At 62.9% G+C, this 14,465-nt stretch carries 13 protein-coding genes; 4 read left to right on the forward strand and 9 right to left on the reverse strand.

Going from position 1 to position 14,465, the window contains the following annotated elements; translation table 11 throughout:
- Nucleotides 1-2: 2 nt before the first annotated feature.
- From BMG00_RS06090 to acs, 3 genes are all read right to left on the reverse strand, one after another.
- Nucleotides 3-260 carry a DUF4212 domain-containing protein gene (locus BMG00_RS06090; protein WP_078525424.1) on the reverse strand — a complete coding sequence of 86 codons (258 nt, stop codon included), beginning with the start codon at nt 258-260 and terminating at the stop codon, nt 3-5.
- A gap of 63 nt (nt 261-323) precedes the next feature.
- Complete coding sequence (locus tag BMG00_RS06095; protein WP_093470023.1) at nt 324-998, reverse strand: adenylate kinase; 675 nt, start codon at nt 996-998, stop codon at nt 324-326.
- Between the two features lie 20 nt (nt 999-1,018).
- A complete protein-coding gene (acs, locus tag BMG00_RS06100; protein ID WP_078525427.1) occupies nt 1,019-2,986 on the reverse strand; it encodes an acetate--CoA ligase in 1,968 nt (655 codons plus the stop codon).
- A gap of 439 nt (nt 2,987-3,425) precedes the next feature.
- On the opposite strand from acs, the gene BMG00_RS06105 reads away from it, so the two are divergent.
- Nucleotides 3,426-3,935: a HugZ family pyridoxamine 5'-phosphate oxidase gene (locus tag BMG00_RS06105; protein ID WP_078573662.1), complete on the forward strand. Its 510-nt coding sequence runs from the start codon at nt 3,426-3,428 to the stop codon at nt 3,933-3,935.
- Nucleotides 3,936-3,989: 54 nt separating this feature from the next.
- Here the strand turns inward: BMG00_RS06105 and BMG00_RS06110 are convergent, their stop codons facing one another.
- Nucleotides 3,990-6,281: a glycosyl hydrolase family 28-related protein gene (locus BMG00_RS06110; protein WP_078573663.1), complete on the reverse strand. Its 2,292-nt coding sequence runs from the start codon at nt 6,279-6,281 to the stop codon at nt 3,990-3,992.
- A gap of 204 nt (nt 6,282-6,485) precedes the next feature.
- On the opposite strand from BMG00_RS06110, the gene BMG00_RS06115 reads away from it, so the two are divergent.
- Nucleotides 6,486-7,343 (forward strand): CHAD domain-containing protein, encoded by an 858-nt coding sequence (locus BMG00_RS06115; protein ID WP_078525432.1) that lies wholly within the window; start codon nt 6,486-6,488, stop codon nt 7,341-7,343.
- Here the strand turns inward: BMG00_RS06115 and BMG00_RS06120 are convergent.
- A complete protein-coding gene (locus tag BMG00_RS06120) occupies nt 7,340-8,986 on the reverse strand; it encodes a lysine--tRNA ligase (protein ID WP_078525434.1) in 1,647 nt (548 codons plus the stop codon). The two genes, BMG00_RS06115 and BMG00_RS06120, sit on opposite strands and share 4 nt — an antisense overlap.
- Before the next feature lie 108 nt (nt 8,987-9,094).
- Between BMG00_RS06120 and BMG00_RS06125 the strand changes: the two genes are divergently transcribed.
- Together BMG00_RS06125 and BMG00_RS06130 are read left to right on the forward strand one after the other, a co-directional pair.
- The gene (locus BMG00_RS06125; protein ID WP_078525436.1) at nt 9,095-9,517 is read left to right on the forward strand and encodes a tellurite resistance TerB family protein; all 423 of its coding nucleotides are present in this window, start codon (nt 9,095-9,097) and stop codon (nt 9,515-9,517) included.
- A gap of 69 nt (nt 9,518-9,586) precedes the next feature.
- A complete protein-coding gene (locus BMG00_RS06130; RefSeq protein WP_078525437.1) occupies nt 9,587-10,441 on the forward strand; it encodes a type IV pili methyl-accepting chemotaxis transducer N-terminal domain-containing protein in 855 nt (284 codons plus the stop codon).
- 6 nt (nt 10,442-10,447) lie between these two features.
- Here BMG00_RS06130 and dacB read toward each other — a convergent pair whose 3' ends face one another.
- The 4 genes from dacB to BMG00_RS06150 all read right to left on the reverse strand — a co-directional run bounded on the left by dacB (nt 10,448) and on the right by BMG00_RS06150 (nt 14,424).
- Entirely contained in the window at nt 10,448-11,887 is a 1,440-nt protein-coding gene (dacB, locus tag BMG00_RS06135) for a D-alanyl-D-alanine carboxypeptidase/D-alanyl-D-alanine endopeptidase (protein ID WP_078573664.1), read from the reverse strand.
- 93 nt (nt 11,888-11,980) lie between these two features.
- On the reverse strand, nt 11,981-12,589 hold the full coding sequence (locus tag BMG00_RS06140; protein WP_078573665.1) for a nicotinate-nucleotide adenylyltransferase: 609 nt from the start codon (nt 12,587-12,589) through the stop codon (nt 11,981-11,983).
- 96 nt (nt 12,590-12,685) lie between these two features.
- Complete coding sequence (locus tag BMG00_RS06145; protein WP_078573666.1) at nt 12,686-13,849, reverse strand: GGDEF domain-containing protein; 1,164 nt, start codon at nt 13,847-13,849, stop codon at nt 12,686-12,688.
- Nucleotides 13,846-14,424: a heme NO-binding domain-containing protein gene (locus BMG00_RS06150; RefSeq protein ID WP_078573667.1), complete on the reverse strand. Its 579-nt coding sequence runs from the start codon at nt 14,422-14,424 to the stop codon at nt 13,846-13,848. The genes BMG00_RS06145 and BMG00_RS06150 overlap by 4 nt, the downstream gene beginning before the upstream one ends.
- Nucleotides 14,425-14,465: the final 41 nt, after the last annotated feature.

Here is a 14,465-nt window from a genome sequence, read left to right on the forward strand (position 1 = left end):
ACTTATTCTTCGACGCCGTGTTCGCGATCGAGCTTATTCATCCGCCACGCGTAGGCGAAGATCAGCACGAGGAACACGAGGATCGAGCCCTGCTGGGCAAACCAGAAGCCAAGATCGGTGCCACCGACCTTGATGCCTGCCAGCATCGGACGCAGCAGGATACCGAAGCCGAAGGAACAGACGAACCAGATCACCAGAAACAACTGGATCGTCCGGATGTTCGCCTTCCAGTAGGCGTTGGAAGAGGATTTGTCCGCCATGAGCGTAACTCCCTTTTCGTTTCTCTCCAGACGGGCCCCTCATGGGCCCGCCCCTCCCCAAAATCAGGCCGAGACGCGCTCTACGATCGACCCAAGCCCCGAGGCGATCTCGTCGATGGAACCCATCGCGTCGATTTCCTCGAGAACGCCGAGCGCCTTGTAATGGGCGATCAGCGGCGCCGTTTGCGCGTGATAGGCCTCCAGCCTCGCACGCGCCGTCTCGGCATTGTCGTCGGCACGGCGCTTGAATTCCGTGCCGCCGCATTTGTCGCAAACGCCCGAAACCTCGGGCTGTTTGAATTCGTCGTGATAGCCTTCGCCGCACTTGGCGCAGGTGTAGCGGCCGGCGACGCGGGCGATCATCGCCTCGTCATCGACCTCGAGGCTGATCGCCGCGGTGACCGACTGGCCCGTCGAGGCCAGAAGGTCGTCGAGGGCGGCCGCCTGACCTGCGGTGCGCGGGAAGCCATCGAGGATGACCCCCTTGGCGACATCGGGCTCGGCCATGCGGTCCTTGAGGATCGCCAGCACGATCTCGTCCGAGACGAGCCCGCCCGATTCCATGACCGCCTTCGCTGCGAGACCGGCCTCCGTGCCCTGCGCCACGGCTGCGCGCAGAAGATCGCCCGTCGAGAGTTGCACGAGGCCGAATTTTTCCTCGAGCATCCGCGCTTGCGTGCCCTTGCCCGCGCCCGGAGGCCCGAGCAGGATCAGAACGGCCGGTTTCGTCTCGGTCATGGTCTCCACCTCGCCCGACATCATGCGTTCCCGCGATTGGCGATCAGGTCATCGACCACGGACGGATCGGCCAGCGTGGAGGTGTCGCCAAGCGAGCCGAAATCGTTCTCGGCGATCTTGCGCAGGATGCGGCGCATGATCTTGCCCGAACGGGTCTTCGGCAGGCCGGGAGCCCACTGGATGACATCGGGCTTGGCGATCGGACCGATCTCGGTGCGGACCCACTTCTCGAGCTCCTTGCGCAGCTCGTCGGTCGGCTCGACGTCGTTCATCAGCGTGACATAGGCGTAGATGCCCTGACCCTTGAGTTCGTGCGGATAGCCCACAACGGCAGCCTCGGCGACAGCCTGGTGCGCGACCAGCGCGGATTCGACTTCCGCCGTGCCCATGCGGTGGCCCGAGACGTTGATCACGTCATCGACGCGGCCGGTGATCCAGTAATAGCCATCGCTATCGCGGCGGCAGCCGTCACCGGTGAAGTAATAGCCTTTGTACTGGCTGAAATAGGTGTCCTGGAAACGCTCGTGATCGCCCCAGATCGTCCGCATCTGGCCCGGCCAGCTGTCGGAGATGCACAGCACGCCCTCGGTCTCGGTCTCGTCTTGCTTGACCGCCGTCTGCGGGTCGAGAACGACCGGCTTCACGCCGAAGAACGGACGGGTCGCCGAGCCCGGCTTCGTGGGCGTCGCGCCCGGAAGCGGGGTCAGCATGTGGCCACCCGTTTCGGTCTGCCAGAACGTGTCTACGATCGGGCATTTGCCCTTTCCGACGTATTTGTCATACCAGGCCCAGGCTTCGGGGTTGATCGGTTCACCGACCGACCCCAGCACCTTGAGATCCGACAGATCATATTTCTCGACCCATTCAGGTCCCTGCCCCATCAGCGAGCGGATCGCCGTCGGCGCGGTGTAGAACTGGTTGACCTTGTGCTTTTCGCAAACGGCCCAGAAGCGGCCCGCATCCGGGTAGGTCGGCACGCCTTCGAACATGATCGTCGTCGCGCCATTGGCGAGCGGACCGTAGACGATGTAGCTGTGGCCGGTGACCCAGCCCACATCCGCGGTGCACCAGAACACGTCGCCGTCATGATAGTCGAACGTGTACTGATGGGTCATCGAGGCATAGACGAGATAGCCGCCGGTCGAGTGCACGACGCCCTTCGGCTTGCCGGTCGAGCCCGAGGTGTAGAGGATGAAAAGCGGATCTTCCGCGTTCATCGGGCGCGGCGGGCATTGCGGCGAGACATTCTCCATCATCGCCTTCACATCGACATCGCGGCCGTCGATCCAGGTGGTCTGGTCGCCCGTGTGCTTCACGACGAGGCAACGCACCTTGTCCGAGCAGTGCAGCAGAGCGGCATCGGTATTGGCCTTGAGCGGCGTGCGGCGGCCACCACGCGGCGCGGTGTCGGCGGTGATGACGACCTTGGCGCCCGAGTCGTTGATACGGTTGGCAAGCGCGTCGGGCGAGAAGCCCGCGAACACGATCGAGTGGATCGCGCCGATGCGCGCACAGGCGAGCATCGCGTAAGCCGCTTCCGGGATCATCGGCAGGTAGATCACGACACGGTCACCACGCATCACGCCCTGGCTCAGCAGCACATTGGCGAAGCGGTTCACCTTTTCCGAAAGCTCGTTGTAGGTGATGTGCTGCGCGGGCGTCTCCGGGTCATCGGGCTCGAAGATGATTGCGGTCTGCTCGCCGCGGGTGGCGAGGTGACGATCGATGCAGTTCACGGCGACGTTGAGCACGCCATCCTCGAACCACTTGATATTGACATGGCCGAAGGTGAAATCGGTGTTCTTCACCTTGGTGTAGGGGGTGATCCAGTCGAGGCGCTTGCCCTCACGACCCCAGAACTTCTCGGGGTCAGTGATCGATTCCTGATACATCTCGCGATATTTCGCAGCATCGGCATGGGCATTCTCGAACCCCGGAGGGACTTCTTTCACGTCCGGAACCTGAGAAACCTGTTCTTGAGCAGCCATCGGCTTCCTCCCAACAATTTCGACATGCGGCCCAACAGCCGCCAATCAGCCCACGACGGATCGCGGGCACTCTACCCCGCAGACACTGTAACTCAAACGTTAACGTTCATGTAAGCCCCTTTGTGCATTGAATTTTTTTGTTAAGTTTTTCACACAAAACGCCGCGAAATTGTAAATGATGCAAAAGGTGGCAGAAAATAGGCATGAGGTTTCAGGGGCTTGCCTGTTCACGGGAGGTCGAGAAACGCGCCTCTGTAAATTTGACTGCCGGGTAAAGACCCGCGCAGATGCCGCGGAAACCTGCAGTGGCCCTTTTTTGATTCGACCCGGTCAGAAAACGCTCGAGACTGTGGATAAGTCACACAAGCCGCCCGGCTTGCCGCAGCGCAGGACAAGGCTTAGCTGTGAGAGGACCGCCACCCGAACCTGCGGAGCCCCGATGTCACAAGCGCCCGGCCCCTCGCCCGCGAACCCGATCCGCCCCACCGACGAAGAGGCGCGCACCCTCGCGCGCGAGCTGATCGCCGGGGCCCGGTTCGGCGCGATCGGCACGCTCGACCCGGCCACCGGCCACCCGGTCGTGACGCGCATCGCGCTCGGCCCCGGTCCCGGTCCCGGGAACGAAATCCTGACATTGGTCTCCGGCCTCTCGGCCCACACCAAGGCGCTGCGCGCGGATCCTCGCGCAGGCCTGTTGCTGGGCGAGCCCGGCCCCAAGGGCGACCCGCTCACCCATCCACGCCTCTCGCTTCAGGTCGAAGCGCGTCCGATCCACCGCGACGACCCGCGTTTCGCGGCGATGCGCGCGCGGTGGCTCGCCGACCATCCGAAATCAAAGCTCTATATCAACCTGCCCGACTTTTTCTTCTTCGAGCTGCACCCTCTTGCGGCCGCGCTCAATGGCGGTTTTGGTCGCGCCTACAACCTCACGACCAGCGATCTCGTATGAGAAAGGCGCGCGAGATCTCTCCCGCGCGCCCGTTTTGCTCGAAGGCCCAACCGATCAGATCGGGTTGTCCATCCGCAGCGTGACCTGCATCCGCCCCTTCGCCAGATCCGGCCAATTGATCGTCGCAAGCGTCTTGTCGGCGCCCTGCTCGACCGCGACATAGGGCATCGCGGTGACCCGCGCACCCGATGCATTGGTCACCGCCCCCTCGGCCACGAGGCTCTGGACGTTGCGCGCCCAGCCAGCGAAGGGCAGATAATCACCCGCATCTACCGTCCAGACCGTTTGCGCGGTGCCCTGGTTCACTTCGACCATCACCGGGTTCTGCGTGATCTGGCTGACCGCGTTGAACATGTTGCCTTCGAACACCACGTTGCGCATCCGCCCCCGATCGAGATCCGCAAAGCTCGTATCCACCGTTTCGATCCGGTCGATGCTGCCGTTGAGCGACTTGAAGACGTTGTTGGTGACGCTCAGCCCCTGCACGAAATGCCCTGCCCCATAGGGCTTGATCGACAGCCAGTTGAACCACGGCGCCACGTTGATGCACACGCAGGTATTGCCGGTAATCGTCAGGCCGCCGAAACTGTACTCGTTCGAGAACCCCGGGAACGCATCGTGCTCGTTCGTCCACTCGATGACCGAGTTGTCGATGTAGTTTCCGGTCACTGCCGATTGAACATTGGTCTGGGTGAAGACGAGCCCCGCCACACGCACGCCGCTTGTTTCCTCGTCCCCTTGGAACCAATGATTGCCCACCAGCAGGTGCCCCGACCCGTTGAGCACGAAGGTGGTGCCGAAGCGCACGAAACGCGAGTCGCGGATCTTGGTGTCATTGGCATTGACGTTGAGCACCATCGAGACTCGATCCTGCGCAGGTACCAACATCTCGTTCGAGAGGAACTGGCAGCCGTCGATCAGCAGATCCTGACAACCGCGCCCGATCGAAGTGATCACCCGATCCTTCGGTCGCACGACATAGCTGTCGCGGATCTGGAACATCTGCCCCTCGGGCGCGAGCATGATGCAACTCGCGGCGCCGTTGCAAAGGAACTCGACATTGGCGACGTTGAACCGGTCGAGCTTGTCCATGCCCGAGAAGTCGAGCACGTATTGATAGCGTGTGAACGTGTAGGTCCGCGTCCCCGAGCCGCCGTAAAGCGGCTGCGAGAGATAGAGCGTCCCCGCCCCCACATTCTTCGATTTCACATAGACCTCGCGCCCGACTCCCGTGCCGCTCACCCGCGCACCCACCGGGATATTCGCGATATTGGCGACATTGGTCAGCTGCATCGAGAGCGAGGTCGAATAGGTCGCCTGCGACGTGACCACCTCATCATCCCAGGCCGCGCCCGCGATCACGTTGAATTGGCCGTTCTGCAACACGCGGCGGTTCGAGAAGCTCGCGAGATCGGGGGCCAGTTCCTCGATCCGGATCGGCTCGCTCACCTCGACGCGCCGCCCCTTGAGGTCGAGCACGTTGTGATCGGTATAACCGAAGAGCGCCTGCAACGCCTTCTTGAACCCTGTCAGCTCGTCGCCGAACGCCTCCGCATAGGTCGGGAAATCGAAAGACGACATCAGCGACAGTTTCGCTGCCGCAGGCATCACCAGCGTCCCCACGAACTCGATCGGCGCGGAGATCGAAATCGAGTTGCCGATAAAATAGCTGCCCTCCGGGACGAGGATCTTGCGCCCCTCGGCGGCCTGGTCTGCGGCGTTGAAGGCGGCCGCGTCATCGCTCACGCCATCGCCTTTCGCGCCGAAATCACGCACATCGACCCAGCCCATCATGTCGCGCAGGAAGGCCTCGGTCACATCCTCGATCTCGATATCGTCGATGCGCACGACCGCACCATTTGCACCGGTCAGGTCGACCCCGAAATGGCCGTAAACCGCCTCGAGCCCCCAAGCCATATCGACGCCGCTGCGGCTGCCCGTGCCGACAATCGCCTCGACCTCGACGACGGTGCCGTAGGTTTGCAGCGTCACTGTCGGGCCGACCTCGATCAGCCCGCCTACATGCGCACCACTTCCGTTTACCGCGTAACCCGCGATGCGCACCTCCGGAAGATTGCCGCTCACCGCCTTCACCCGAGAGCGGATGCGCAGGTAGGTTCCCGGCAGGATCGGTGTCTCTCCCATGTAACGCAGTTTTTGCAGCGTCTGGGTCTTGAGCATCTCCAGACAGCCACCAAAATCGGCATCGGCAGGCACCTGCACCGCATTGGCCGCCCCCTCATAAGTGGTCGAGCCCGGCATCCCGTCCTCACTCGACCATTGATCGAGCCCTTCTGCGAAAGCGGCCGGGGTCAGCACCAGCCCTTCGGTAATCGCGACGTTCATCAGCAATCCTCTTGTCCAAGTTCCCGCCCGCCCCGTCCGCCGCGCCGCTGCGATCGAAACCGGGATGCGCCGAGGGCACCCGCCTCGACTGCAAAAGAGCTACGGGCAAAGGTTAAAGAAGCCCTGAGACGAGCGTGCGCTGACAACGTCACGCCGCTGTCATATGCTAAGGGGAGAAGGGAGCCGCACTGGACGGAGAACCCGATGGCCTACGCAATTTCCCGCGACGACAAGAGCCCGACGAAATCCCTGCGCCGAATCGCGCGCGAAGAACTTGGCTCGGCCCTCAAACAGGCCGCGATCGAGGCCCCGTCCGTCCACACCATTCGCAAGTCGATCAAGAAGACACGCGGTTTGCTACGCCTTTTCGCTCCGCGCTTCGACGACTTCGACACCGCCAATGCCGCACTGTCCGAGGCTGCTCGGGGCATCTCGGGGCTGCGTGATGCCGAGGTTTTGCGCGCGACGCTGGCCCGCCTCGGCCGCGAGGGCCCCGACCTCGATGGTGCGGCGGCCGCCCGCGCCTTTCTCGAAAGCCTCCCGCCGCTCGAAATTACGACGCAAGCCGAAGATCTCGCCCTTTTCGTCGAACGGGTGAGGGACGTCCGTCGTCAGGCGAAGCACTGGAAAGTGACGGGAAGGGGCTGGCCAGCATATGAAGACGGGCTGCTCAAGACACTCGCGGATTGCCGCAAGAGAATGAAGACCGCCCACGCCACGGGTTGCGAAGAGGATTTTCACGCCTGGCGCACGCGGGTCAAGCAGCACTGGTATCACACCCGCCTTCTCGCGCCGATCTGGCCCGAGATGCTCCACCCGCGCGAAGACGCGCTCGACATTCTCGGCGAACTGATTGGCGACCATCACGACCTGCACGTGCTGCGCGGCGCGATCCCCGACAATTTCGATCCGGAACATTCAGAGGCGCTCGCGCAGTTGATCACGACCGAGCAAGCCCGGCTCGAGACCGAGGCCTTCACCCTTGGCGCCCGGCTCTTTGCCGAAAAACCCGAGGCGCTGACCGCACGCTGGGGTGCGTGGTACCGGCTCTGGCGGGATTAACCCGCCAGTTCACCCGCCAGCGCCCGCTCGATCAGAGCGACCGTTTCATCGACACCGTAAAGCGCGATGAAGCCGCCGAAACGCGGTCCCTGACTCTGGCCGAGCAGCACTTCGTAAAGCGCCTTGAACCAGTCGCGCAGGTTGGCAAAACCATGGTTCTTGCCCACCGCGAACACGAGCGACTGCAGGAACTCGTCGCTGTGGTAGTCGACTTCCGGCAAAGCCTCGTCGCTGCCCGCAGCCGCATTCTTGCGCGCAAGCTGATCGAGCGCGACCTCCTCGGATTTCAGCGCCTTGACCAGATCTTCCAGAGCCGCGCGCTCCTCGTCGGTGGGCAGGCGGAAGACCAGCGTCGGCTTCACGAAATCCTCGAAATACTTCAGCGCGAACCCGGCCGCCTGATCGAGATCGGGATTGCCCTCCGGGCTCGCCTCAGGCGCATAGCGTTTGATAAAGCCCCAAAGGCCTTCCTTTTCCGACGCCCCAGCCACGCTCGCGAGGTTCAGCAGCATCGAGAACGGCACCACCATCTTGCTCTCAGGCGGGTTGCCGCCGTGAATGTGCCAGACCGGGTTGTTGACCTGCGCGTCGATCTCCTGGTCGGGATAGGCGCGCAGCTGTTGGTGATACTCGTCCACCATTTTCGGGATCACGTCCCACCACAGCCGCTTCGCGGTCTTGGGCTTGAGATACATGAAGTAGCTCAAGGATTCCGTCGCGGCATAGGTCAGCCATTCGTCGATCGATAGGCCATTGCCCTTCGATTTCGAAATCTTCTCGCCATTGGCATCGAGGAACAGCTCGTAGGTGAAATGCTCCGGCGCACGCCCGCCCAGCACGCGGCAAATCCCGTCATAGATCGGCGTGTTGGTCGAGTGGTCCTTGCCATACATCTCGAAATCGACGTCGAGCGCGGCCCAACGCATCCCGAAATCGGGCTTCCACTGCAGCTTCACATTGCCGCCGGTGACCGGCAGCGTCCACTCGCGCCCATCTTCGTCATCGAAGGTCACAGTGCCATCCTTGGCATTGACCTCCTTCATCGGCACGTAGAGTACGCGGCCGGTTTCGGGATGGATCGGCAGAAAGCACGAATAGGTCTGCTGACGCTCTTCGCGCAGCGATTTCAGCATGATCGCCATGATCTCATCATACTTTTCCGCCGAGCGGATCAGCATGTCGTCGAACTTGCCCGACTTGTAATAGTCGGTCGCCGAAGCGAATTCGTAATCGAAGCCGAACGTATCGAGGAAACGGCGCAGCATGGCGTTGTTGTGGTTGCCGAAGCTGTCGAACTCACCGAACGGATCGGGCACTGCGGTCAGGGGCTTCTGCTCATGCGCGCGCAGCATGTCCTGATTGGGCACGTTGGTCGGCACCTTGCGCATCCCGTCCATATCGTCCGAGAAGCACAGCAGCTTCGTCGGGATGTCCGAGATAACTTCGAAAGCGCGGCGGATCATCGTCGTGCGCGCGACCTCTCCGAAAGTCCCGATATGGGGCAGACCCGAGGGGCCGTAACCCGTCTCGAAGAGGACGAAGCCCTTCTCCGGATCCTTCTTCTCGTAACGCTTGAGCACCCGGCGCGCCTCTTCAAAGGGCCAGGCCTTGGATTTCATCGCAGCGTCACGCAAGCTCGTCATGGCATACCTCATGAGGGCGCCCTGTGCGCCCGGTCGCGCCTGACCTATTGAAGCGGAGGGGGACAGTCAATAATTTGCACCCCAACCACAGTCAGGAGCCCCAAAACCGTGCCCGATGTCCTCTCCTCGCTTTCGCCCCAGGATGCCCTTGTCGCCGTGATGGTCGCAGTCTCGGCTGCCGACGAGGACGTTCCGACCTCGGAACTCGTTGCGATCGAACGCATCGTGAACCACATGCCGATCTTCGCCGGCTACGATTTCGACCGGATCGCGCGGGTCTCACGCTCGGTTTTTGCACTGTTCGAGGAAGAAGACGGCCTCGAAGCCCTCTTCGGGCTGATCCGCGACTCGCTTCCCGAACGTCTCTTCGAAACTGCCTATGCGCTCGCCTGCGACGTGGCGGCGGCCGATGGCACGATCCGACAGACCGAACTGCGCCTGCTCGAAGAAATCCGCGGCGAGCTGGCGATCGACCGGCTTCATGCTGTTGCGATCGAATGGGGCGCAAAGGTACGGCACGTCACTCTCTGAGGCGTGCGTTAATCACGCAGAAACCGACGGGTGCTAAGCCGGTCCAGTTCATGGACCGGAGCCTCGTCGATGCGCTTTTTTCGTCTGTTCTTCCTCCTTCTTGGGCTCTGCTTCGCAGACCCTTTGCGCGCCTCCGAGGCTGATCGCGCACAAATCGCCATGCAACGCATGGAGATCGCCGCGAGGCAGGAATTTCTTGGCCAGCGCATCGCGACAGCGGCCTGTTTTGCCACGCTCGCGATCGATCGTGCCGCACAACTTCGTCGCCTCGGCGTATCGCTCGCCCAGTTCGAGGACAGCCTGGATCAACTCGAACACGGCGATCCGACAAAAGATCTTCCTCCTCTGCGTGGCGCGATGAGCCTTGCGTCGCTGCATGAAACGCGACTCGCCTGGTCGCGTCTGCACGCTGCCGCCGAGGCGATCCGCAACGAAGCATCCGATCAAGCGGCACTCGACCGTCTTCTTGCGGCCGAAACCTCGCTGGCAGGCGCTTCGCGCAGCTTGATCGCAGTTTTCGAAACGGACCTTTCCGATCCCGACCCCGCGCGCACGCGCCAAATCGGTGCCATCGGCGCACAACGCAGACGCGGGCAGGCGATTGTTCTCGCGATTTGCCGGCAACAGATCGCCCCGTCCCCCGACGCACCAACGCTGATCACGACTCTCACAACGTCTTTCGAAGGCACGACATTCGCGCTGATCCGGGGCGATAAGAATCTGGGCCTATCGCCCCCGCGCGATACCAAGGCGCGCGATGCCCTTCTCGAGACCCATTACGCCTGGAGCGATCTGCGCTTCCTGCTCGCCCCTGCGCGCGAAGGTCGGGTGCTCCAATCCATCGACCTCTATGACATCGCGCAAGGATACGAGGCTCTTCTCGATCAGCTCGACATTGTGATGGCGCATTACCTCGAAGCCTGAATCGGCTCAGCGCCCGTAGATCGCCGCCCAACGTTCGAGCAACCGGCTTTGGAGCATCTTCGACGCTTTCACCCAGGCCCGCCCTCCCGGGGGCTGCGGATCGGTTCCGGCCCGTCGCCGCCGGGCGAGATCGCCGGTGAAGATCGCGAAGACCAGTTCCGTCCCGTCCGGCGCAGTCATGTACCCCGCGAGGGTCGAGACGAAATTCAGCGTGCCGGTCTTGGCATCGACCTCAAACGGCTGGGACTTCATCGGTCGACCAGTCGCGTCGCGCAGCTGGAAAGGTTTCATCAACCCCCGAAGCCCCATCGGCGCCCCAAGCTGCCGCAGCGCTGCAACCATGTCCTGCGGCGAGATCTTCGCATCCACACCAAGCCCGGAATGATCGGTGAAGCGGGCCGAGCGCGCGCCCGTCCGCTGCGCGAGCCACTCCGACATCGCTCGCCCCGAGGCTCCAAGCGAGCCGCCCGCACCGAGCCGCGCACTCACTGTCATCCCCACGGCCTCGGCAGTTATATTGGTCGAATATTTCATCATCGATCGTAGCAGCGGGGCCAGAGCATCGCTCGAATGGCTCACGAGAGCAGTCCCGCCGGGCGGGTTGCGCACCTCCTCCGGGTTTGGCAGCGGAACGCCCTGCGCGCGCGCCAGCGTCTGAAACACGTCACCCGCATAGGCCGCCGGGTGGCGCACCGGCAGCCAGCGTGAACCGCCCTTGCCCAGTGCCGCCGAGGCGACCGTCCAGGCCTCAACCCCGCCGCGATCCGAATAGGTGAACGTGGGCCGCGCCCGGTTCGCGATCGCGACCTTGGCGGTATAGGCTTGGGGCTGCACATCGCGCCCGCGCGCATCCATCGTCAGCGCCCAGCCCCCGCCCGCGCGTTTCCAGCCGAAATGCACGCGGTTGAAATTCAGCATCAGCCCCGAAATCGACGGGTTGTAACTCGCGTAAACCGGCTGATCGCCCGCGATCTCGCGCTCATAGGGCAACGCCCCTCCCCATGTCAGGAACCGCCCCGTCACACCGCGCACACCCTTGCCCGCCAGCGCCTTCGCCATCGCCTGGAGATCGTCGGTCGACAGGGTCGGATCGCCACCGCCCGCAAGGACCAGATCGCCCTGGATCAGGCCGCCCACGATCGGCCCGGTCGCGATAAGATGTGTGCCAAAACGAAAACCGGCCCCAAGCTGTTCAAGCGCATAGAGCGAGGTGATCGACTTGAGCGCAGAGGCCGGCGGCATTGCATTGCCGCCCCAGCGCTGTTCCAGCACCTGCCCGCTGCGCAGATCCGCGACGACGAAACCGATATCACCGCTCAACCCGGCCGCGCGAACAAGCTCAGTGCTCGACGCGATCCCTTGCGCCCGTAGCAGCGAGGGACAGGCGATCGAGCCGGCACCCGCCGCCAGAGCCTGCAAGACCTTCCGCCGCGACAGCGCGTCCATGATACGATTCCCCCTGGTTGCAAGGGTCAGCCTAGCGTCTCGTTCAGCCGCTTCAAGCGCTTGAAAACCGCAGCTGTCCTGCTTTGGCCGGCTTCAGCCGACGCGCCAGTCGCCGCGTTTGCGAATCTCGGTCGAGGATTGACCGGACATCGGGATATTGATGAAGCACCAGCGGGGTGCAAGCCCGTCGGCAAGACGGAAAGACTGCGAGGGCGGAAGTTCGGCCTGCGCATAGATACGCGCCGCGCGCGCGTAACGCCCCTTCATCCGCCAGCCCGGACGCGCGAGAACACCGATCGGCACAGTCTCGATGATGTCGTGCCAGTGATCCCAGCGATCGAATTGCACGAGGTTGTCTGCGCCCATCAGCCATACGAAGCGCACCCCGGGATAGAGCCCGCGTAGCTGCGATAGCGTATCCGCGGTGAAGCGCGTCCCCAGCCGCGCCTCGATATCGCTGACCACGACGCGGGGATCTCCATGCAGGATCTTGCGCGCATACTCCACGCGCTGCGCAAGCGGCGCGGGGCCATGCGCCTTGAGCGGGTTCCCCGGGCTCACCATCCACCACACCCGGTCGAGCGCGAAGCGACGCAGCGCCTCGCGGGTAATCAGCGCGTGCCCCTGATGGGCCGGATCGAACGATCCGCCCAACAGGCCGATTTTCTGGCCCGGCATCGCAATGGGAAAGCCCTGTTTCATGGGCTGTGCCCTTACCTCATTGCGCGCGCACAGGAAAAGAGAAAACCCACACCGAGCGTACGAAGCGCAAAAGATCCAGACCCATAGCCGTCTCGCTCAGCGCGGAGCCGACTGCGCGAACCGCACGCAGCCGCGCCCCGCTTCCTTGGCCGCATAGGTCGCCACGTCCGCATCACCCTGCATAGCGTCGAGATCATGTATCGCGTAATCGTCGGAGACCACCACACCGATCGAGCCGGAAATCAGGCATTCATTCCCGGCGAACCATTTGGGCTCCTCCAGTCGGGCGATGATCCGCTGCGCCAGAGCCTCGAGCGCCTTGTGTTCGATCGGGCCTCGCAAGAGCAGAAGGAACTCGTCACCCCCCATGCGTCCGGCCAGGTCGCCATGTCGCACTGTCTCATTCAGTATCCGCGCCACCGATTGCAAAACGTAATCGCCCGCCGCATGACCGTAGCTGTCATTCACCCGTTTGAAATGATCGAGATCGATCTGCATCAATGCAAAAGGCGCGCCGCCTTGGGTCACGCCGCTGAGCGCCTGCGCAAGCGCACGCTCCATCGCGCGCCGGTTCGACAGGCGGGTGAGAGCATCCGTCAGCGCCAACCGCTCGGCCTCCTGCCGCGCATGATCGAGCCTTGCGGTCAGGGCGCTCAACTCGCCCATAACCATCGATTTCGTCTCGAGCAGATAGAGCATCTCCATTGCGAGATCAGCCACGGCAAAATCGCGTTCCGTCAGATCCAGACTCGCGACCACCTCGCTGAGATAAATCCCGAAGCTGAGATTCATCAACACTCCCCCGCCTTCAGCCTGCGGCAGGCTCAGCACATCGCCGCGCAAGCCGATCTCGGGCCGGGCCTGCAAGGTGAGGTGGATGCTTCGTCTTTCCTTGAGATGCCGCAATGAGGATCCGCAGGCCCCGACCTTGCGCGAACAGTTCGAGAATTCGCATCTGGGGATGGTGGCATCAGGGCATCGCAGCAAATCGGCCTCGTGGCGGCCGATGGTGAAATGGCGCGTGAAAGCGTCTCCGATCATCACGCCCTCGCCCAAAACCTTGTGCAAGGTGCGGCCTAGCGCGCGGATCCGTGCCTGTCCGTCGATCCAGAGAAACATCGGCATCAGCGCCGAGAAAAGCGGTTCGGCCTGTGTCAGGACATCTATCGCGTCCGTGCGCTGGCGCGCCGCTACAGGTTCGGTCGTCGAAAGGGAGGAGAGCGGCAAACACCCCTGCGCTTCGGGCATTGCGTCGCTCATAAACTGCCCTCCAAGGGACGTGAGAGGGCAAAGTTGCGTCCCTTCGCATAGGAACTGTCAAGAAGACGGATCGAGACGATTTCGCCGTTCTCTTCCGACTCGATCAACGCCAGAACGCCGTAATCATCGGCCATCGCACGCAGGATACCCGCAAAGACGGTTGCCCAGCCCGGAAGGCGTCCTGCGACCCGCAAACGGTATTCGCCGTCGTCCAATGTCTCAAGCGACAGTTCTGGCAGGTCGAGATCTGCCAGCGCCATGCGCGCGCGATCGTGCAGATCATCCAGGGTGTTGAGAAAATCTGTGTAATCGCAGCCGCCATAGCGAAGCAGCCGGCGCACGGGTTCGCGGGTCGCGAGATAGGTGCCGAGATCTTCCAGAAGATCGGTACGACTTCGCCCGAGTTCCGCACAAGCAGCCTCGATCAGCTTCAGGCTCTGTCCCTTCTCGTACTTGAGCATCGGTTCGAACCCCGCCGCCGACAGCCCCAGCCGGGCCGCCACGCGGCGCCAGACCTCGACCCCGTGCGTGTCGGTCAGGAAATTCTGGATCGAGCGGTTGATCAGGCCAAGCATGGTGCCTCCTGCCGGAAACGGTAGCGGCAGGAGGTTAAGAA

The organism is Thioclava marina (genome assembly GCF_002020135.1).
In the GTDB taxonomy this organism is placed as follows: Bacteria; Pseudomonadota; Alphaproteobacteria; order Rhodobacterales; family Rhodobacteraceae; genus Thioclava; species Thioclava marina.

What these genes read in the sequence shown, in the direction of transcription:
- BMG00_RS06090 (WP_078525424.1), bottom strand. Translation starts at nt 260, where the DNA reads ATGGCGGACAAATCCTCTTCCAACGCCTACTGGAAGGCGAACATCCGG.
- BMG00_RS06095 (WP_093470023.1), bottom strand. Translation starts at nt 998, where the DNA reads ATGACCGAGACGAAACCGGCCGTTCTGATCCTGCTCGGGCCTCCGGGC.
- acs (WP_078525427.1), bottom strand. Translation starts at nt 2,986, where the DNA reads ATGGCTGCTCAAGAACAGGTTTCTCAGGTTCCGGACGTGAAAGAAGTC.
- BMG00_RS06105 (WP_078573662.1), top strand. Translation starts at nt 3,426, where the DNA reads ATGTCACAAGCGCCCGGCCCCTCGCCCGCGAACCCGATCCGCCCCACC.
- BMG00_RS06110 (WP_078573663.1), bottom strand. Translation starts at nt 6,281, where the DNA reads ATGAACGTCGCGATTACCGAAGGGCTGGTGCTGACCCCGGCCGCTTTC.
- BMG00_RS06115 (WP_078525432.1), top strand. Translation starts at nt 6,486, where the DNA reads ATGGCCTACGCAATTTCCCGCGACGACAAGAGCCCGACGAAATCCCTG.
- BMG00_RS06120 (WP_078525434.1), bottom strand. Translation starts at nt 8,986, where the DNA reads ATGACGAGCTTGCGTGACGCTGCGATGAAATCCAAGGCCTGGCCCTTT.
- BMG00_RS06130 (WP_078525437.1), top strand. Translation starts at nt 9,587, where the DNA reads ATGCGCTTTTTTCGTCTGTTCTTCCTCCTTCTTGGGCTCTGCTTCGCA.
- dacB (WP_078573664.1), bottom strand. Translation starts at nt 11,887, where the DNA reads ATGGACGCGCTGTCGCGGCGGAAGGTCTTGCAGGCTCTGGCGGCGGGT.
- BMG00_RS06140 (WP_078573665.1), bottom strand. Translation starts at nt 12,589, where the DNA reads ATGAAACAGGGCTTTCCCATTGCGATGCCGGGCCAGAAAATCGGCCTG.
- BMG00_RS06145 (WP_078573666.1), bottom strand. Translation starts at nt 13,849, where the DNA reads ATGAGCGACGCAATGCCCGAAGCGCAGGGGTGTTTGCCGCTCTCCTCC.
- BMG00_RS06150 (WP_078573667.1), bottom strand. Translation starts at nt 14,424, where the DNA reads ATGCTTGGCCTGATCAACCGCTCGATCCAGAATTTCCTGACCGACACG.